Source organism: Burkholderia pyrrocinia (assembly GCF_001028665.1).
Taxonomy (GTDB): Bacteria; Pseudomonadota; Gammaproteobacteria; order Burkholderiales; family Burkholderiaceae; genus Burkholderia; species Burkholderia pyrrocinia.
The window spans coordinates 108,545-127,873 of record NZ_CP011503.1 but is presented as its reverse complement, the minus strand read 5'-3'; the positions used below and the strand labels follow the sequence as shown (position 1 = coordinate 127,873).

At 65.6% G+C, this 19,329-nt stretch carries 19 protein-coding genes; 15 read left to right on the top strand and 4 right to left on the bottom strand.

What is annotated here, in order from left to right:
• Window positions 1-64 precede the first annotated feature (64 nt).
• Window positions 65-1,696: a dihydrolipoyllysine-residue acetyltransferase gene (aceF, locus tag ABD05_RS00595; protein ID WP_047898500.1), complete on the top strand. Its 1,632-nt coding sequence runs from the start codon at window positions 65-67 to the stop codon at window positions 1,694-1,696.
• Between the two features lie 277 nt (window positions 1,697-1,973).
• Entirely contained in the window at window positions 1,974-3,740 is a 1,767-nt protein-coding gene (lpdA, locus tag ABD05_RS00590) for a dihydrolipoyl dehydrogenase (RefSeq protein ID WP_047898499.1), read from the top strand.
• A 205-nt stretch (window positions 3,741-3,945) separates the two neighbouring features.
• Here the strand turns inward: lpdA and ABD05_RS00585 are convergent, their stop codons facing one another.
• The gene (locus ABD05_RS00585; RefSeq protein WP_047898498.1) at window positions 3,946-4,512 is read right to left on the bottom strand and encodes a phasin family protein; all 567 of its coding nucleotides are present in this window, start codon (window positions 4,510-4,512) and stop codon (window positions 3,946-3,948) included.
• A 652-nt stretch (window positions 4,513-5,164) separates the two neighbouring features.
• Between ABD05_RS00585 and pbpG the strand changes: the two genes are divergently transcribed.
• Window positions 5,165-6,325, top strand: a complete 1,161-nt coding sequence (gene pbpG, locus ABD05_RS00580; protein ID WP_047898497.1) for a D-alanyl-D-alanine endopeptidase — start codon at window positions 5,165-5,167, stop codon at window positions 6,323-6,325.
• Window positions 6,326-6,429: 104 nt separating this feature from the next.
• On the opposite strand, the gene ABD05_RS00575 is transcribed toward pbpG, so the two are convergent.
• On the bottom strand, window positions 6,430-7,239 hold the full coding sequence (locus ABD05_RS00575; protein WP_034183553.1) for an IclR family transcriptional regulator: 810 nt from the start codon (window positions 7,237-7,239) through the stop codon (window positions 6,430-6,432).
• 183 nt (window positions 7,240-7,422) lie between these two features.
• Here ABD05_RS00575 and ABD05_RS00570 point away from each other — a divergent pair, with 183 nt between their 5' ends.
• The 12 genes from ABD05_RS00570 (at window position 7,423) to iscX (ending at window position 16,548) form a co-directional block, all read left to right on the top strand.
• Window positions 7,423-8,145 (top strand): (Fe-S)-binding protein, encoded by a 723-nt coding sequence (locus ABD05_RS00570; protein WP_047898496.1) that lies wholly within the window; start codon window positions 7,423-7,425, stop codon window positions 8,143-8,145.
• A 35-nt stretch (window positions 8,146-8,180) separates the two neighbouring features.
• The gene (locus tag ABD05_RS00565) at window positions 8,181-9,593 is read left to right on the top strand and encodes a lactate utilization protein B (protein ID WP_047898495.1); all 1,413 of its coding nucleotides are present in this window, start codon (window positions 8,181-8,183) and stop codon (window positions 9,591-9,593) included.
• Between the two features lie 129 nt (window positions 9,594-9,722).
• On the top strand, window positions 9,723-9,950 hold the full coding sequence (locus tag ABD05_RS00560; protein WP_047898494.1) for a hypothetical protein: 228 nt from the start codon (window positions 9,723-9,725) through the stop codon (window positions 9,948-9,950).
• Window positions 9,951-10,052: 102 nt separating this feature from the next.
• Entirely contained in the window at window positions 10,053-10,535 is a 483-nt protein-coding gene (locus ABD05_RS00555) for a low molecular weight protein-tyrosine-phosphatase (RefSeq protein WP_047898493.1), read from the top strand.
• Window positions 10,536-10,649: 114 nt separating this feature from the next.
• Window positions 10,650-11,189, top strand: a complete 540-nt coding sequence (gene iscR / locus ABD05_RS00550; RefSeq protein WP_009691731.1) for a Fe-S cluster assembly transcriptional regulator IscR — start codon at window positions 10,650-10,652, stop codon at window positions 11,187-11,189.
• A 65-nt stretch (window positions 11,190-11,254) separates the two neighbouring features.
• Window positions 11,255-12,478, top strand: coding sequence for an IscS subfamily cysteine desulfurase (locus tag ABD05_RS00545; protein ID WP_047898492.1), 1,224 nt, complete (start codon window positions 11,255-11,257; stop codon window positions 12,476-12,478).
• Window positions 12,479-12,546: 68 nt separating this feature from the next.
• Entirely contained in the window at window positions 12,547-12,954 is a 408-nt protein-coding gene (iscU, locus tag ABD05_RS00540) for a Fe-S cluster assembly scaffold IscU (protein WP_006481982.1), read from the top strand.
• A 65-nt stretch (window positions 12,955-13,019) separates the two neighbouring features.
• Window positions 13,020-13,343: an iron-sulfur cluster assembly protein IscA gene (iscA, locus tag ABD05_RS00535; protein ID WP_047901018.1), complete on the top strand. Its 324-nt coding sequence runs from the start codon at window positions 13,020-13,022 to the stop codon at window positions 13,341-13,343.
• A gap of 94 nt (window positions 13,344-13,437) precedes the next feature.
• A complete protein-coding gene (gene hscB, locus ABD05_RS00530) occupies window positions 13,438-13,965 on the top strand; it encodes a Fe-S protein assembly co-chaperone HscB (RefSeq protein WP_047901017.1) in 528 nt (175 codons plus the stop codon).
• Window positions 13,966-14,019: 54 nt separating this feature from the next.
• Complete coding sequence (gene hscA / locus ABD05_RS00525) at window positions 14,020-15,888, top strand: Fe-S protein assembly chaperone HscA (RefSeq protein ID WP_047898491.1); 1,869 nt, start codon at window positions 14,020-14,022, stop codon at window positions 15,886-15,888.
• 91 nt (window positions 15,889-15,979) lie between these two features.
• The gene (gene fdx, locus ABD05_RS00520; RefSeq protein WP_047898490.1) at window positions 15,980-16,321 is read left to right on the top strand and encodes an ISC system 2Fe-2S type ferredoxin; all 342 of its coding nucleotides are present in this window, start codon (window positions 15,980-15,982) and stop codon (window positions 16,319-16,321) included.
• 17 nt (window positions 16,322-16,338) lie between these two features.
• On the top strand, window positions 16,339-16,548 hold the full coding sequence (gene iscX / locus ABD05_RS00515) for a Fe-S cluster assembly protein IscX (RefSeq protein WP_034183561.1): 210 nt from the start codon (window positions 16,339-16,341) through the stop codon (window positions 16,546-16,548).
• 122 nt (window positions 16,549-16,670) lie between these two features.
• Here iscX and ABD05_RS00510 read toward each other — a convergent pair whose 3' ends face one another.
• Window positions 16,671-17,411, bottom strand: coding sequence for a glycine zipper 2TM domain-containing protein (locus ABD05_RS00510; RefSeq protein WP_047898489.1), 741 nt, complete (start codon window positions 17,409-17,411; stop codon window positions 16,671-16,673).
• 348 nt (window positions 17,412-17,759) lie between these two features.
• Entirely contained in the window at window positions 17,760-19,286 is a 1,527-nt protein-coding gene (lysS, locus tag ABD05_RS00505) for a lysine--tRNA ligase (protein ID WP_047898488.1), read from the bottom strand.
• Window positions 19,287-19,329 lie beyond the last annotated feature (43 nt).

Below are 19,329 nucleotides of genomic sequence, written 5' to 3'. Positions count from 1 at the left end.
CACGCCGTGTGATGCCGCGCGCCGCTTCCGGGAGGAGCGCGCGCGGCCATGGAGACAGAAACAGATGAGTCAAGCGATCGAAGTGAAGGTGCCGGATATCGGCGATTACAAGGACGTGCCCGTCATCGAAGTGCTCGTGAAGGCGGGCGATACGGTCGAGCCCGAGCAGTCGCTCGTCACGCTCGAGTCCGACAAGGCGACGATGGACGTCCCGAGCCCGGTTGCGGGCACGGTCAAGGAAGTGAAGGTGAAGGTGGGCGATTCCGTGTCGGAAGGCACGCTGATCATCCTGCTCGACGGCGGCGCAGCCGCACAGCCGAACGGCGCGGCAGCGCCGGCAGCAGCCCCGGCTCCGGCGGCAGCGCCGGCACCGGCCGCACCGGCAACGGCCGGCGGCACGCTCGAAGTGAAGGTGCCCGACATCGGCGACTACAAGGACGTCCCGGTGATCGAGATCGGCGTGAAGGTCGGCGATACGGTCGAGAAGGAGCAGTCGCTCGTCACGCTCGAATCGGACAAGGCGACGATGGACGTGCCGAGCCCGGCCGCCGGCGTCGTGAAGGACATCAAGGTGAAGGTGGGCGATTCGGTGTCGGAAGGCACGCTGATCGTGCTGCTCGAAGCCGCAGGCGCGCCGGCTGCCGCACCGCAGGCGAGCGCACCGGCTCCGGCCGCCGCCGCGCCGGCTCCGGCGCCCGCCGCCGCACCCGCGAAGGCAGCACCGGCACCGGTTGCCGCCGCCGCACCGGCCGCAGCGCCGTCGGGCGAATACCGCGCCAGCCACGCATCGCCGTCGGTGCGCAAGTTCGCGCGCGAACTCGGCGTCGAAGTCGCACGCGTGCAGGGTTCGGGTCCGAAGGGCCGCATCACGAAGGAAGACGTCACGGGCTTCGTGAAGGGTGTGATGACCGGCCAGCGCGCAGCACCGGGCGCGGCAGCGGCCGCACCGGCAGGCGGCGGCGAGCTGAACCTGCTGCCGTGGCCGAAGGTCGACTTCTCGAAGTTCGGCCCGTTCGAGGCGAAACCGCTGTCGCGCATCAAGAAGATCTCGGGCGCGAACCTGCATCGCAACTGGGTGATGATCCCGCACGTCACGAACAACGACGAAGCGGACATCACCGATCTCGAGGCGCTGCGCGTCCAGTTGAACAAGGAGCACGAGAAGGCGGGCGTGAAGTTCACGATGCTCGCGTTCGTGATCAAGGCGGTTGTCGCGGCGCTGAAGAAGTTCCCGACCTTCAACGCGAGCCTCGACGGCGACAACCTCGTGTTCAAGCAGTACTTCCACGTCGGTTTCGCTGCCGATACGCCGAACGGCCTCGTCGTGCCGGTGATCCGCGATGCGGACAAGAAGGGGCTCGTCGACATCGCGAAGGAAATGAGCGACCTGTCGAAGGCCGCGCGCGAAGGCAAGCTGAAGCCGGACCAGATGCAGGGCGGCTGCTTCTCGATCTCGTCGCTCGGCGGGATCGGCGGCACGAACTTCACGCCGATCATCAACGCGCCGGAAGTGGCGATCCTCGGGTTGTCGCGCGGCCAGACGAAGCCGGTGTGGGACGGCAAGCAGTTCGTGCCGCGTCTGATGCTGCCGCTGTCGCTGTCGTATGACCATCGCGTGATCGATGGCGCGGAAGCCGCGCGGTTCAATGCGTATCTCGGTGCGTTGCTCGGCGATTTCCGTCGCATCATTCTTTGATGAGCGGGGAGTTTTCTCGCGGGGGCGTGGGTTTCTTTTCTGTTTTCCACGCTTCGTCGTTGAACTGGCTTTCTTGACGGTCTGCCAGCGTCGCCCCTGCGCGGGGCGGCGGTTACTTTTCTTTGTCTTCCAAAGAAAAGTAACCAAAAGGAAGGCGCGTCCTTGGGCGGACGGCAAAGGTGGTCCTGCCCAGCGTCGCGGTCTTTCTTTTGTCGGGCCGTAGTTCTCACGCGGGTTTCTCCCCCTCTGTCTGCAGCTAATCAAGAAGGGGACAGTAATGAGTCTCATCGAAGTCAAGGTTCCGGATATCGGCGATTTCAGCGGCGTCGATGTCATCGAAGTCAATGTGAAACCCGGCGACGTGATCGAAAAAGAGCAGACGCTCATCACGCTCGAATCGGACAAAGCCTCCATGGAAGTGCCCAGCGACGTCGCCGGCACCGTCAAGGAAATCAAGGTCAAGGCCGGCGAGAAAGTCTCGCAAGGCACCGTCATCGCCATCGTCGACGCAGCGGCAGGCGCCGCCGCACCCGCGAAAGCACCCGAACCGGTCAAGCCCGCAGCAGCAGCTCCGGCACCGGCCGCCGCCGCCCCGGCACCCGCGCCGCAAGCCGGCAGCTACGCCGGCGCAGTCGACATCGAATGCGACATGCTCGTGCTCGGCGCCGGCCCCGGCGGCTACTCGGCCGCGTTCCGCGCAGCCGATCTCGGCATGAAGACGGTGCTCGTCGAACGCTACTCGACGCTCGGCGGCGTGTGCCTGAACGTGGGCTGTATCCCGTCGAAGGCGCTGCTGCACACGGCGCTCGTCATCGACGAAGCCGCGGCGCTCGCGTCGCACGGCATCACGTTCGGCAAGCCGCAGGTCGATCTCGACAAGCTGCGCGACTTCAAGGGCGGTGTCGTCAAGAAGCTGACGACGGGCCTCGCCGGCATGGCGAAGGCGCGCAAGGTCGAAGTCGTCACGGGCGTCGGCGCATTCGTCGATCCGTATCACATGGAAGTGCAGGGCGAAAACGGCAAGAAGGTCGTCAGGTTCAAGCAGGCGATCATCGCCGCGGGCTCGCAGGCCGTGAAGCTGCCGTTCATGCCGGAAGACCCGCGCGTCGTCGATTCGACGGGCGCACTCGAACTGCGCCAGCTGCCGAAGCGCATGCTCGTGATCGGCGGCGGCATCATCGGCCTCGAAATGGCGACGGTGTACGCGACGCTCGGCGCCGAGATCGACGTCGTCGAAATGATGGACGGCCTGATGATGGGCGCGGACCGCGATCTCGTGAAGGTCTGGGAAAAGTACAACGCGAAGCGCTTCGGCAACGTGATGCTGAAGACCAAGACGGTCGGCGCGGAAGCGAAGGAAGACGGCATCTACGTGAAGTTCGAGGGCGAGAAGGCGCCGGCGGAAGCGCAGCGCTACGACCTCGTGCTCGTCGCGGTGGGCCGCAGCCCGAACGGCAAGAAGATCGGCGCCGACAAGGCCGGCGTGGCCGTCACGGATCGCGGCTTCATCGACGTCGACAAGCAGATGCGCACGAACGTCCCGCACATCTTCGCGATCGGCGATGTGGTCGGCCAGCCGATGCTCGCGCACAAGGCCGTGCATGAAGGCCACGTCGCAGCGGAAGCCGCGCACGGCGAGAAGGCGTACTTCGACGCACTGCAGATCCCGTCGGTGGCGTACACGGATCCGGAAGTGGCGTGGGCCGGCAAGACGGAAGACCAGTGCAAGGCCGAAGGCATCAAGTACGGCAAGGCCGTGTTCCCGTGGGCCGCTTCGGGCCGCGCGATCGCGAACGGCCGCGACGAAGGCTTCACGAAGCTGATCTTCGACGAGGAAACCCATCGCGTGATCGGCGGCGGCATCGTCGGCCTGAACGCGGGCGACCTGATCAGCGAAGTGTGCCTCGCCGTCGAAATGGGCGCGGACGCGGAAGACATCGGCAAGACGATCCATCCGCACCCGACGCTCGGCGAATCGGTCGGCATGGCCGCCGAACTGTACGAAGGCGTCTGTACGGACCTGCCGCCGCAACGCAAGAAGTAACGCGACCGGCACGGCCGGTTCTGCGCCGGCCATGAAAAACGCCGCCGCCCGGGCAAACCGGGCGGCGGCGTTTTCTTTTGCTCGTGGCCGGCGCGGCGATCAAACGGCTGTTCGAGCGTAGCGAGCGGCTGCCGGTTCGCGCAGTTTCCGGCGCCAGAAACGAAAAAGCCGCGCTGGGCGCGGCTCTTTCAGGAGCAGGGGACGCTTACGCGGCCGGTTTGCTCGAACGACGCGCAGCAGCGGCGGTAGCAGCCTTCGTTGCAACGGCAGCAGCGGCGTTGAAGTTCGTTTCGGCGATCTCGACGGCTTGCTTCGCAGCCTTCTGAACCGTTTCGTACGTGGTGTTCGCTGCGTTCAGTGCCGACTTCAGCGCGGCGACAGCCGTTTCCGAACCGGCCGGGGCGTTCTTCGCGACGTTGTCGACGAGTGCCTGGACCTTCTTGTTCTGCTCTTCGAATTGCGCTTCAGCAACCTTCGCGAACTCGGCTTGCGTCGACGATGCGATTTCGTACAGGTGACGGCCGTACGACAGCACCTTTTCAGCGACCGGCTGCGACAGGCTCGCTTGCAGTGCGATCAGTTCCTGAGCGTCCTTCACCGACAGCAGACGCTGTGCGTTTTCCTGGCCCTCGGCCAGCGTCGACTTCACGACCTGCAGATTCAATTCGATCAGCTTTTCGACGCTTTCGAATGCCTTGGTCGTCAGACCGAACAGGCTTTCGAGGTTGGCTTTCTGTGCGGCGGCGATTTGCTCGGGGGTCAGCAAGGACATGTCAAGCTCCTGAAAAGCGATCGCGTCGATCGCAGGGTAAGGGGCACTACGAAGGGGAACCTCGGATGCGCGTGCTTTGTGCAACGCAGCAATGAAGCCTATTTTAGGGCAGAGAAAACGGATGTCAAGTACTTTTTGTGCGTTGCACAATCGCGACAAATTATCGATAAAACAACAAGTTATCGCGGTCTTCCGGAATCGGTTTCACACGAGTTCCCAAATGGTGCGCACGACCGCGGGGCAGGCGCGGCGCACCATGGTCAAGCACAGGTAAACCTGACAGGCCTGTGGAACGTTATCCTTCTGTTCCTGTCGAAAACGCGCCGTTTCGATGCGCGTGCCGTGGCGACGTGCCGCCGCCACGGTCGAGGTCGGCGTGCCTGGCACGCCGAGCGCCGGATACGTAGTTTCCCCGCTTTAAATTGCCTCCAAAGTGACGTTATCTCAATTAACCGTGTGGTAATCGGGAGACGGGTACTGTCGGGCAGCGCATCCCATGAATTTTTTCGATGGGGGCGGGGGAGTCGATTGGTCAGAGGTTGGCCGACTCTTACATTCCGGTTTAACGACGATCGGTAAGTGCCTAATATTGCTCTTTTTTTCAGCTTTAACTACACTTGCGGAAACTCCCGCCCGCTTTGTCCAGACCCCAATGAAAGCCGAATCGTTTTCACCGCGCAGATTGTTGCAGAGCATGACGCTCGGCACGGCTGTGTCGGTCGCCGTCGCCTTGCTGGCGACGACCGCGTCCGTCGCGCCCGCTGACGCCTTTGCCGCCACTGCGAAGACCCAACAAGCTGCCAAGAAAAAGGCCGTCGCTCCTGCTTCGTCCGCGAAGAAGAAGACGGCCAAGGCAACCGCCGACAAATCCGCCAAGGTCGCAGCGGCTGATGCGCCGCGAGCGTCGCGCAAGCGCGTGACGCTCGCGGCGAACGTGCATGGCAGCCACCGCGGCGCGGTCCGCAAGATCGCGTTCCAGCCGCGCCGGCCGACGGTCGGCCAGGCGTTCGGCCTGCACGACACGCCGGACGCGCTCGCGCTGCGTTCGAGCGTCGCGTACGTCGTCGACCAGAATTCCGGCGAGCCGCTGTTCGACAAGAATTCGCACGCCGTCGTGCCGATCGCGTCGATCTCGAAACTGATGACGGCGATGGTCGTGCTCGACTCGAAGTCGCCGATGACCGACCAGATCGAAGTCACCGACGAAGACCGCGACTACGAGAAGGGCACGGGCTCGCGCCTGTCGGTCGGCTCGGTGCTGTCGCGCGAGGACATGCTGCATATCGCGCTGATGGCGTCGGAAAACCGCGCGGCCGCCGCGCTGTCGCGTTACTACCCGGGCGGCCGTCCGGCGTTCATTGCCGCGATGAACGCGAAGGCGAAGTCGCTCGGCATGGCCGATACGCACTTCGAGAATTCGACGGGCCTGTCGAGCTCGAACGTGTCGAGCGCGCGCGATCTGGTGAAGATGGTCAATGCGGCGTACCAATACCCGACGATCCGCCAGTTCTCGACCGATCGCAGCTACGAGGTGTACACGGGCAAGCGCAATCTCGCCTACAACAGCACGAACGCGCTGATCCGCGGCAACGGCTCGTGGGACATCGGCCTGCAGAAGACGGGCTTCATCAACGAAGCAGGCGAGTGCCTCGTGATGCAGGCAACGATCCACGGCCGGCCGATGGTGATGGTGCTGCTCGATTCGTTCGGCAAGTATTCGCGCTTCGCCGACGCGGCACGCCTGCGCAACTGGCTCGATGCCGGCGGCGGCGAGCGCCTGACGGCGGCCAACGCGCCGAACGGCGGCACCTGATCGCGCCTGCGGCGGTCCACCGCCGCGCCGGTCGGCTGCAAGCAAAAAGCCCCGCGATCGCGGGGCTTTTTTCGTTCGGGAGAACCGGGGCCGGTGAAGGCGGCTTATGCCTGCCGCTGCAGCCCGTCCGCATCCTTCGCGGGCGCCGGCCGGTAGCCGAGCGATTCCGAGATGGTGAGCGCCGTGCGGCTCAACTGGCCGAGCCACGCATCCTGCAGGCGATCGGCCGGTGCCGACAGCGACAGGCCCGCGACGAGCTTGCCCGAATCGTCGTAGATGCCGGCCGCGATACAGCGCACGCCGAGCTCGAGCTCCTCGTTGTCGCGTGCGCACGATTGCTGGCGGACGATCGTCAGCTCGCGCTCGAGCTTCGCGATGTCGGTGATGCTGTTCTGCGTATGGCCGGACAGCCCCGTGCGCGTCGCATAGGCACGCACGCGCGACGTTTCGTCGGCCGCGAGGAACAGCTTGCCGACCGACGTGAGGTGCAGCGGCGCACGGCCGCCAATTGCGCGGACGACCTGCATCCCGGAACGCTCCGAATACGCGCGCTCGATATAGACGATCTCGTCGCCCTGGCGCACCGACAGGTTCACGGTCTGCCCGGTGAGGCGGTGCAGCTCGCGCATCGGCATCAGCGCCGCGTCGCGTACCGACAGGCGCGCCTTCACGAGGTTGCCGAGCTCGAGCAGCCGCATGCCGAGGCGGTACGTGCCGGGATCGGAGCGGTCGACGAGACGGCAGGTCACCATGTCGTTGAGGATGCGGTGCGCGGTCGACGGATGCAGCTCCGTGCGCTGCGCAAGCTCCTTCAGGCTCACAGGGTCGCTGTGCGCGGCGAGCGCGTCCAGCAGCCGCATCATGCGTTCGATCACCTGGATCGACGTTTTTGAATCCGGGGTGGGTTGGCTCATGTCGGGGGAGAAATCGGTTGACGCGTCAAGCGGAGTTGGGCCGATTGTATCTCGTATTGTGAAAAAAGCGAACGCCGTTCGAGGAAGTCCTCGTTTCGCGCAGCGCGGGCTTGCGCGCGAGCCGGCGTTGGTCTTGCCGGCCAAACGGCGGATAATGAGAGCCGTTTTCTCGAAGGAGCACGTATGCGAGTCGGTTTGTTCGTGACCTGCCTGGTCGATCTGATGCGCCCCGAAATCGGGTTCTCGGCGCTCAAGCTGATTCGCGACGCCGGCTACGAGGTGATCGTACCGCCCGCGCAGACCTGCTGTGGCCAGCCGGCCTACAACTCGGGCGACCGCGCGCTCGCGCGCGATCTTGCGGAAAAGACGCTGCGCGAGTTCGAGCAGTTCGATTACGTCGTCGCGCCGTCGGGTTCGTGCGGCGGGATGATCCGCACGCACTACGGCGACCTGTTCCGCGACGACCCCGAACTGATGGGACGCTACGCGCGGCTCCAGCCGAAAGTCTACGAACTGACCGATTTCCTCGCGAACGTCGCCAAGGTGTCGCTCGAGCCGGGCGAGTTCACCGGGCCCGTCACCTATCACGACTCGTGCTCGGGCCTGCGCGAACTCGGCGTGAAGGCGCAGCCGCGCGCGCTGCTCGCGCAGCGCGGCATCGCGCTCACCGAGATGAAGGACTGCGAGCACTGCTGCGGCTTCGGCGGCACGTTCGCAGTCAAGTACGGCGATATTTCGGCGGCCATCGCGGACGAGAAATGCGCGAACGTGCGCGCGTCGGGCGCGGGCGCGGTCGTGCTCGGCGATCTCGGCTGCATGCTGAACATCGAAGGGCGGTTGCGCCGCACCGGCGACCGCGACACGCGCGTGCTGCACGTCGCGCAGGTGCTGGCGGGCGACGTCTGACGCCCGGTTCCGCTCACTTTTCCCCCGATACCGCGATGCAAGTCCAATCGATGCATTTCAAGGCGCGCGCCGGCCAGAAGCTGGCCGACCAGCGCCTGCAGCAGAACCTGAAGAAGCTGTCGACGAAGTTCGTGTCCGCGCGCGCCGACGCGATGACCGCGATCGACTTCCCGGCCACGCGCGCCGCGCTCAAGGCGCGCCGCAACCGCGCGCTGGAGAACCTCGACGTGTGGCTCGAGGCATTCGAGCGCGAGGCGACGCGGCGCGGCACGACGGTGCTGTTCGCCGAAACGACCGCGGATGCCGCGCGGCTCGTGGCCGACATCGCGCGTCGGCACGACGTGAAGAAGGTCATCAAGACCAAGTCGATGGTGTCCGAGGAAATGCGCCTGAACGCGGTGCTCGCGGAGATGGGCGTGCAGTCGATCGAGACGGATCTCGGCGAATACATCCTGCAGATCAACGACAACGAGCCGCCGAGCCACATCATTGCGCCCGTCGTGCACAAGGACAAGGAAGAGATTGCCGACCTGTTCGCGCGCACGCACCACCGCGAGCGGCTCACCGAGATTCCGGACATGACGCGCGAGGCGCGCGAGGTGCTGCGCCCGCATTTCATGTCGGCCGACATGGGCGTGACGGGCGGCAACTTCGTGATCGCCGAGACGGGCTCGGTCGCGATCGTGACGAACGAAGGGAACGAGGGGATGTGCACGGTGATGCCGCGCGTGCATGTCGCGGTGACGGGCATCGAGAAGGTGCTGCCGACACTCGAGGATCTGGCGACCGCGATGCGCCTGTTGCCGCGCTCGGCGACGGGGCAGAAGACGTCGAACTACTTCTCGCTGCTGACCGGGCCGCGCGGGCCGGGCGACGAGGACGGCCCCGAACACAACTACGTGGTGCTCGTCGACGGCGGCCGCACGGGCCTGATCGGCGGCGAGTTCCAGGAGATGCTGCGCTGCATCCGCTGCGGCGCGTGCATGAACCACTGCCCGGTTTACCAGAAGGTCGGCGGCCATGCGTACGGCTGGGTCTACCCGGGGCCGATGGGGTCGGTGCTGACGCCGAGCTACGTCGGGCTCGAGCGCACGCTCGACCTGCCGCAGGCCGCGACGCTGTGCGGCGAATGCGACAGCGTGTGCCCGGTCGGGATTCCGTTGTCGCACCTGTTGCGTACGCTGCGCGAGAAGCAGGTCGAGCGGCACCTGCGGCCGTGGCGCGAGCGGGCGGCGCTCGCCGCATGGGGCTTCGTCGCGCGGCGGCCGACGCTGTACGCGCTGACGACCAAGCTCGCGGTGCGCGTCCTCGAGCGGCTCGGCGGCAACGGCGGCATGCTGCGACGCCTGCCGATGATGGGTGGCTGGATGGATACGCGCGACATGCCGACGCCGACCGGGCGCACGTTCCGCGAACTGTACGCGGCATCCCAAAGCCACCTCGGCTGAAGACTGTTCATCCGGCGACAACAGTGCGTTCGCTATTTGTATATTTATCTCGATAGATGCGGTCTATAGAATCCTGTCTGTAGTCCCCGGAATTGGGTTTCGGGGTACGAGGTCAAGGAGGTCCGCATCATGAGAAAGACAATATCGATGTACTGGCCGCTGGCAATCGTCGTCCCGCTGGCTGCGGCTGCTTATCTGCATGCAATGGCCGATGCGCCGTCGCGCGGCCCGCTGGCGGTTCACCAGGCGTCTGCCGAACTGGCGCGCGCGGTGTCGTTCGGGCTGGTCGGCGACGCGGCGCAGCCGCTGCCGGCGGCATCCGGCGACGTCGTGCTCGCCGCGCCGAAGGCGCTGTAATGCACGGCGCCGTCGTTTTGTGCGGCGGCGCGATTTCGGTCGCCTTTGTATAATGGCGAGTTCATTTCTTTCGCGGTCCGCCGCGGTTTTCCGACAAGTGCGATGACCCGCGTTGCGATCTGTTTCGTCTGTCTCGGCAACATCTGCCGTTCGCCCACCGCGGAAGGCGTAATGCGTCACCAGGTCGACGCTGCCGCGCTGGCGGACCGGATCGCGATCGATTCGGCCGGCACCGGCGACTGGCATGTGGGCGAGCCGCCCGATACGCGTGCGCAGGTAGCCGCGCGCAGCCGCGGCTACGACCTGTCGGCGCTGCGCGCGCGGCAGGTGAGTGCGGCGGATTTCGAGCGTTTCGACCTGCTGCTGGCGATGGACGAAGCGAATCTCGCGGAACTGCATCGCCGCTGCCTGCCGCTGCATCGCGACAAGGTGCGTCTGCTGATGGAATTCGCGGGGGACTCGGCCGAAACCGAAGTGGCCGATCCCTATTTCGGCGGTGCGCAAGGCTTCGAACAGGTGCTCGATCAGGTCGAGCGCGCGTGCGCGGGCCTGCTGGAGACGCTTCGGGCCCGCACGGAGCGCTGATCGCGCGGTATTCAGCGATCTGCGAATACCCTTTCAAAGGCATGGATACTTGACTAAATTCGTCAAATATTTATACTTGACCAAAATCGTCAAGATTGCAGTCCCCTAGACACCATGAGACTCACCACCAAAGGCCGTTTCGCCGTCACGGCGATGATTGACTTGGCACTGCGCCAGGAGCAGGGCCCGGTGACGCTTGCAGGCATCAGCCAGCGCCAGCGGATTTCGCTCTCGTATCTCGAACAGCTGTTCGGCAAGCTGCGCAGGCATGAAATCGTCGAATCCGTGCGCGGCCCGGGCGGCGGCTACAACCTCGCGCGTCGCGCGCAGGACGTTACCGTTGCCGACATCATCATCGCGGTCGATGAACCGCTCGACGCCACGCAGTGCGGCGGCAAAGGCACGTGCGACGGCTCGAAGCAGCCCGACGGTCATTGCATGACGCACGAGCTGTGGTCGACCCTGAACCAGAAGATGGTCGAATACCTCGATTCCGTGTCGCTGCAGGATCTCGTCGATCAGCAGCGCGCACGCGAGGGCGCACCCGCGGTGCTGCGCGACCGGCGCACGCCGGAGCCCGTCGCCGCACCGGCCGAGCCTGTGCGCACGATGCCGCTCGGCCCCAATTCGGTGTTCAACATCGCGAGTTCGTGAGCGCGAACGCGCCCGCCATACCCCATAACGCACATAGTCCCTGCACAGAATACCCGGAGCGACAGATGACCCAAGAGACTCTCCACCTGCCCATCTATATGGATTACAGCGCGACGACGCCCGTCGATCCGCGCGTGGTCGACAAGATGGTGCCGTACCTGCGCGCTCAGTTCGGCAACCCGGCGTCGCGCAGCCACGCTTACGGCTGGGATGCAGAGCGTGCGGTCGAGGAAGCACGCGAGCAGGTGGCCGCGCTCGTGAATGCGGATCCGCGCGAGATCATCTGGACGTCCGGCGCAACGGAATCGGACAACCTCGCGATCAAGGGTGCCGCGAACTTCTACAAGGGCAAGGGCAAGCACATCGTCACGGTGAAGACCGAGCACAAGGCTGTGCTCGACACGTGCCGCGAGCTCGAGCGCGACGGTTTCGAAGTCACCTACCTCGACGTGAAGGATGATGGCCTGATCGACCTCGACGCGTTCAAGGCTGCGCTGCGCCCCGACACGATCCTCGTGTCGGTGATGCACGTGAACAACGAGATCGGCGTGATCCAGGACATCGAGACGATCGGTGAAATCTGCCGCGAAAAGGGCATCATTTTCCACGTCGACGCCGCGCAGTCGACCGGCAAGGTCGGGATCGATCTCGCGAAGCTGAAGGTCGACCTGATGTCGTTCTCGGCGCACAAGACCTACGGCCCGAAGGGCATCGGCGCGCTGTACGTGCGCCGCAAGCCGCGCGTGCGCATCGAGGCGCAGATGCACGGCGGCGGCCACGAGCGCGGGATGCGTTCGGGCACGCTGGCGACGCACCAGATCGTCGGCATGGGCGAAGCGTTCCGCATCGCGCGCGAAGAAATGGCGACCGAGAACGAGCGCGTCCGCATGCTGCGCGACAAGCTGCTGCGCGGCCTGTCGCAGATCGAGGAAACGTACGTGAACGGCGACATGGAGCACCGTGTCCCGCACAACCTGAACATCAGTTTCAACTTCGTCGAAGGCGAGTCGCTGATCATGGCGATCAAGGACGTCGCGGTGTCGTCGGGCTCCGCTTGCACGTCGGCGTCGCTGGAGCCGTCGTACGTGCTGCGTGCGCTCGGCCGCAACGACGAGCTCGCACACAGCTCGATCCGCTTCACGGTCGGCCGCTTCACGACGGAGCAGGAAGTCGACTTCGTGGTCAATCTGCTGAACAGCAAGATCGCGAAGCTGCGCGAACTGTCGCCGCTCTGGGAAATGCACCAGGAAGGCATCGATCTGTCGACGATCGAATGGGCCGCTCACTAAGCGCCACACTGAACATAGCCGCGGGCGGAATCGCGCACGCAGACGTAACGAGTCAAGGAGTCTGAGTCATGTCTTACAGCAACAAGGTTCTGGATCACTACGAAAACCCGCGCAACGTCGGTTCGTTCGCGAAGGACGACGACACGGTCGGCACGGGCATGGTCGGCGCGCCGGCCTGCGGCGACGTGATGAAGCTGCAGATCCGCGTCGGCGCCGACGGCGTGATCGAAGACGCGAAGTTCAAGACCTACGGTTGCGGTTCGGCGATCGCGTCGAGCTCGCTCGTGACCGAATGGGTGAAGGGCAAGACGCTCGACGAAGCACTGTCGATCAAGAACACGCAGATCGCCGAAGAGCTCGCGCTGCCGCCGGTGAAGATTCACTGCTCGATCCTCGCGGAAGACGCGATCAAGGCAGCCGTGGCCGACTACAAGAAGCGCCACGACACGAAGGAAGGCGATCAGGCAGCAGCCTGAGCGGCATCGAGCGGCTTCAGAAGGACACGCGGCGGGCCCCGGTGGCGCGTCGCGGCAAGGACATCATGGCAATTTCACTGACCGAAAAAGCAGCACAGCACGTCCAGAAATACCTCGTCCGTCGCGGCAAGGGTGTGGGCCTGCGGCTTGGCGTTCGCACGACCGGGTGCTCGGGGCTCGCGTACAAGCTCGAGTATGTCGACGAGCTGGCTCCCGAGGATCAGGTGTTCGAGAGCCATGGCGTGAAGGTCGTCGTCGATCCGAAGAGCCTCGCGTATATCGACGGCACCGAGCTCGACTTCGCCCGCGAAGGCCTGAACGAAGGGTTCAAGTTCAACAACCCGAACGTGAAGGACGAGTGCGGCTGCGGCGAATCGTTCCGCGTGTGACGCGGGTCTCCGCGCAATGCGGGCAAGAGGCGGCACGGGCCGCCTTTTTAATGTGCGGCGTTTGCCGCGCGACGAACCGGAATTGAACGCGACGATGGTCTCGCTGAAAGACAGCCACTTCGACCTGTTTCACCTGCCGGCGCAATTCGCGCTCGACGAGGCGACGCTCGACGCCGCCTATCGGACGGTGCAGACGCAGGTGCATCCCGACCGCTTCGCGGCAGCCGGCGACGCGCAAAAGCGCATTGCGATGCAATGGGCAACCCGCGCGAACGAGGCGTACCGCACGCTGCGCGATCCGCTGAAGCGCGCGTCCTATCTGCTGTCGCTGCGCGGCGTCGACATCGGCGCGGAAAACAACACCGCGATGGAGCCTGCGTTCCTGATGCAGCAGATGGAGTGGCGCGAGGGCATCGAGGATGCAGCGGCTGCCCGCAACGTCGACGCGCTCGACGCGCTGCTCGCCGAGTTGCGCGACGAGAAGCGCGTGCGCGTCGAGCGCCTCGGCATGCTGCTCGACAGCGGCGCCGATCAGGCGGCCGCCGAGGCCGTGCGCCAGTTGATGTTCATCGAACGGGTCGCGTCGGAAGTGGGCACGCAGATCGAGCGCCTCGAAACTTAACCGCGTGCCTTGCGGCACGCGCAGCAAACGGGCCGAGCGCCCGAACGAACCAAGATGGCTTTACTGCAAATTTCCGAACCGGGCATGGCGCCGGCGCCGCACCAGCGGCGACTCGCCGTCGGGATCGATCTCGGCACGACGAACTCGCTCGTCGCGGCCGTGCGCAACAGCGTGGCCGAAGTGCTGCCGGACGAAGCGGGCCGCGTGCTGCTGCCGTCGGTGGTCCGTTATCTCGAGAAGGGCGGCCGCCGCATCGGCCACGAAGCGAAGGAGCAGGCCGCGACCGATCCGCGCAACACGATCGTGTCGGTCAAGCGCTTCATGGGCCGCGGCAAGGCCGAGGTCGAAGGCGCGGCGAATGCGCCGTACGAATTCGTCGATGCGCCGGGCATGGTGCAGATCCGTACCGCCGACGGCGTGAAGAGCCCGGTCGAAGTGTCGGCCGAGATTCTCGCGACGCTGCGCTATCGCGCCGAGGATTCGCTCGGCGACGATCTGGTCGGCGCGGTGATCACGGTGCCCGCGTATTTCGACGAAGCGCAGCGCCAGGCGACCAAGGATGCCGCGCGCCTCGCGGGCCTCAACGTTCTGCGCCTGCTGAACGAACCGACGGCCGCGGCGATTGCCTACGGCCTCGACAATGCGGCCGAAGGCCTCTACGCGGTGTACGACCTCGGCGGCGGCACGTTCGACCTGTCGATCCTGAAGCTGACGAAGGGCGTGTTCGAAGTGCTGGCCGCGGGCGGCGATTCCGCGCTCGGCGGCGACGACTTCGATCACGCGCTGTTCGGTCATGTGCTCGCGCAGGCCGGCATCGACGCGAAGACGCTCGCGCCCGAGGACGTGCGCCTGCTGCTCGACCGTGTGCGCGTGCTGAAGGAGGCGCTGTCGTCCGCGCCGCAGGCGTCGCTCGACGTGACGCTGTCGGGCGGCGCGCACCTCGTGCAGACGATCTCGCACGACACGTTCGCATCGCTCGTCGAGCCGCTCGTGCAGCGTACGCTCACACCGACCCGCAAGGCGCTGCGCGACGCGCAGGTGACGCCGGCCGACATCAAGGGCGTCGTGCTCGTCGGCGGCGCGACGCGCATGCCGGTGATCCGCGATGCGGTCGCGAAGTATTTCGGCCAGCCGCCGCTGGTGAACCTCGATCCGGATCAGGTCGTCGCGCTCGGCGCGGCGATCCAGGCCGACCTGCTCGCGGGCAATCGCGGCACTGGCGACGACTGGCTGCTGCTCGACGTGATTCCGCTGTCGCTCGGCGTCGAGACGATGGGCGGCCTCGTCGAGAAGATCATTCCGCGCAACTCGACGATTCCGATCGCACGCGCGCAGGAATTTACGACCTTCAAGGACGGCCAGACCGCGATGGCGATCCACGTCGTGCAGGGCGAGCGCGAGCTCGTCGCCGACTGCCGGTCGCTCGCGCGCTTCGAGCTGCGGGGCATTCCGCCGATGACGGCCGGCGCCGCGCGCATTCGCGTGACCTATCAGGTCGACGCGGACGGCCTGCTGTCGGTGTTCGCACGCGAACAACTGTCGGGTGTCGAGGCATCGGTCGTCGTGAAGCCGTCGTACGGCCTCGCCGACGACGATATCGCGAAGATGCTCGAAGACAGCTTCAAGACCGCCGAAATCGACATGCGCTTACGCGCGCTGCGCGAAGCGCAGGTCGAGGCCCAGCGGATGCTCGAGGCGACGCAGGCCGCGCTGGCGGTCGACAGCGAACTGCTCGATGCGGACGAGCGCACGCAGATCGACGCGCTCGCCGCGGCGCTGCGCGCGGTTGCGCAGGGCGACGATACGAATGCGATCGAAGCGGCGACCAAGACGCTGGCCGACGGCACCGACGAATTCGCGGCGCGCCGGATGGACAAGAGCATCAAGCGCGCACTGTCGGGCCGACGGCTCGACGAGATCTGAATTCACGAACTGCGCATCGGCCGGCGACGACGGCCCGCGCGATAATGAACCGTGCGGCGCCTGTCGCCGCACCCTGACTGACGGAACGGACATGCCTCAACTGGTGGTGCTGCCTCACGTCGAACTGTGCCCCGACGGCGCAGTGATCGACGCGACGCCCGGCAAGAGTATCTGCGACAACCTGCTCGACCACGGGATCGAGATCGAGCATGCATGCGAGAAGTCGTGCGCGTGCACGACGTGCCACGTGGTGATCCGCGAGGGCTTCAACGATCTGACGCCGTCCGAGGAGGACGAGGACGATCTGCTGGACAAGGCGTGGGGCCTCGAGCCGACGTCGCGCCTGTCGTGCCAGGCGATCGTGAACGAAGATTCGGACCTGGTGGTCGAGATTCCGAAGTACTCGATCAACCACGCGAAGGAAAATCACTGACCAACCGGAGGCAGGCGATGAAATGGACCGATTCGCGCGAACTAGCCATTGCGCTGGCGGACAAGTACCCGGACATCGACCCGCAGCGGATCAACTTCGTCGACCTGCGCCAGTGGGTGCTTGAGCTCGACGGCTTCGACGACGATCCTAAGCATTCCGGCGAGAAGATCCTCGAAGCGATCCAGGCGCACTGGATCGACGAATCGGACTTCGACGACGAAGACTGAGCACCGCGTGCGCCGTAATGGCGCACGCGGCTCCAATGAGAAAACGGCTCGTGAGCGATCGCTCACGAGCCGTTTTCGTTTTCAGGTCGCGTGCCCGCGCACGACGCGCGGGCAGGGGACGCTTACGCGCCGACCAGCGTGCCGTTCTCGATCCGCACGCGCTGGCCCTGGCCGAACGGCGGCGGGTTGTGGTACGTGAACGTACGCGTCGCGCCGCTTTCCATCTGCACTTGCACCTGATAGTCGGTTTCCGCGCGTACCTGCTTCTCGACCTGGTTGCCGGCGAGACCGCCGCCCAGCGCGCCGATGATCGTCATCGCGGTGCGGCCGTTACCGTTGCCGAACTGGTTGCCGAGCAGGCCGCCGGCCGCTGCACCGCCAACGGCGCCGATCCCCGAACTCTGGCCCGGCGTGCGCGTCTGCGTGATCGCGACGACCGTTCCGCAAGTCTGGCAGTAGGTCTGCGCAGGCGTCGACGGCTGTTGCTGTGCGTATTGCGGCGGCTGCGGCGCCGTCGCGTGGCGGCGGTGCGTCGGCGCCGGGCGCGGCGCGGGCTTCGGTTCGGCCTGCGCGATCGCCTTCTGCTGCGCGGCGGCTTGTGCGGCGGCCTGTTCGGCCGCCTGCTGCCGGGCTTGCGCGGCCAGCGCAGCGCTGGCGGCTGCGGCCGTATCGACGGCCGGCTGCGACGCGATCAGCGCGGCCTGGGTCTGGCCGTTCTGTTCGTTGCTGCTGCTGGCCTTCGGGAATACGCCCGTGATCGCTGCCGTCGCCGCGAGGCTGGCGACGATGACGGCGCCCGCTGCCGTGGCGATCAGCGGGTGGAGGCGTTGCTTTTGCGGCGTGGTCTGATTCTGGTTGTCCATTTTTTTCTCCGATGTCGATCCGGATCGGCACGTCGGCGCCGGGCCGGATCCCACGCTTCGGGATCGAGCAGACTCGGCGTTCCGGCGCCTCGTTCTGGTCCCGTGGTCATGCGTGGTGACGCAAACGGAGTGTCGTCCACTGGCGTGCGGCGCGCCGTATCAAGGTGTAACGAATTGCTGCGGGGCGTGGGCGGTCGTTACCGGGAAAACCCGCGGCAGGCCGTCGCGACGAGGGAATAAAACGGGGTTGGATCGAAAGCCGGCGGACGCCGGCTGGCGGGATTTACGCGTCGTTACAAAGCCGATGCGTGTACGCCGCAGGGCGCGGCGCACACGCGGGTATGGCTGTCAGTCTTCGCGGCGCAGATGGGGGAACAGCAGCACGTCGCGGATCGTCGGGCTGTCGGTCAGCAGCATCACGAGGCGGTCGATGCCGATCCCGCAGCCGCCGGTCGGAGGCATCCCGTATTCGAGCGCGCGGATGTAGTCGGCGTCGAAGAACATCGCTTCCTCGTCGCCCGCATCCTTCTGCTCGACCTGCTTCTTGAAGCGTGCGGCCTGGTCTTCCGGATCGTTCAGCTCCGAGAAGCCGTTCGCGATCTCGCGGCCGGTCATGAACAGCTCGAAACGCTCGGTGATGCCCGGCACGGTATCCGATGCGCGTGCGAGCGGCGACACCTCGACCGGGTAGTCGATGATGAACGTCGGCTCCCAAAGGTGCGCTTCGGCCGTTTCCTCGAACAGCGCGAGCTGCAGCGCGCCGGTGCCCGCGTTCAGGAACGCCGGCTGCGTGACGTCGACGCCGAAGCGCTTCAGTTCGGTGCGCAGGAACGCGTCGTCGGAGAGCTGGCCGGCGGTGTAATCCGGCGCGTACTTCTGGATCGCCTGCGTGATCGTCAGGCGATGGAACGGCTTCGCGAGGTCGAGCTCGCGGCCTTGATACTGGATCGTCGCGGTGCCTAGCGCATCGATCGCCGCCTGGCGGATCAGTTGCTCGGTGAAGTCCATCAGCCAGCGGTAGTCGGTGTACGCGGCGTAGAACTCCATCATCGTGAATTCCGGGTTGTGACGCGGCGACACGCCTTCATTCCGGAAGTTGCGGTTGATCTCGAACACGCGCTCGAAGCCGCCGACGATCAGGCGCTTCAGGTACAGCTCCGGTGCGATGCGCAGGAACATCTGCATGTCGAGCGCATTGTGATGCGTGACGAACGGCTTCGCGGCCGCGCCGCCCGGGATCGGGTGCAGCATCGGCGTCTCGACTTCCATGAAGTCGGCCGAATCCATGAACTTGCGGATCGACGCGATCGTCTTGGTACGCGCGCGGAACGTGTCGCGCGTTTCCGGCGTGACGATCAGGTCGACGTAGCGCTGGCGATAGCGCATTTCCTGGTCGGAGAGGCCGTGGAACTTGTCCGGCAGCGGACGCAGCGCCTTCGACAACAGGCGTAGTTCCTTGCACTGGACCGACAGCTCGCCCTTGTTGGTGCGGAACAGCACGCCGCGCGCGGCGACGATGTCGCCGAGGTCCCACTTCTTGAACGCGTCGTAGGTTTCCGCGCCGACGTCGTTCGGCGTCACGAAGAACTGGATCTGGCCCGACCCGTCCTGCACCGTCGCGAAGCTCGCCTTGCCCATCACGCGCTTGAGCATCATGCGGCCGGCGACCGACACCTCGACCGGGTTCGCTTCGAGCGCGGCCTTGTCCGAGTCGGCGAATTTCACCTGCAGATCGGCTGCGTGGTGCGTCGGCCGGAAGTCGTTCGGGTAGGCGACGCCTTGCTCGCGCAACGCGCGCAGCTTCTCGCGGCGCTCGGAAATGATCTGGTTTTCGTCCGCTGCGACGGCGGGCTGCGTTTGAGTCGGTTCGGTCATGATGGTCGGAATTCGGATTGGGTGCGGCAACGCAAACGGGAAG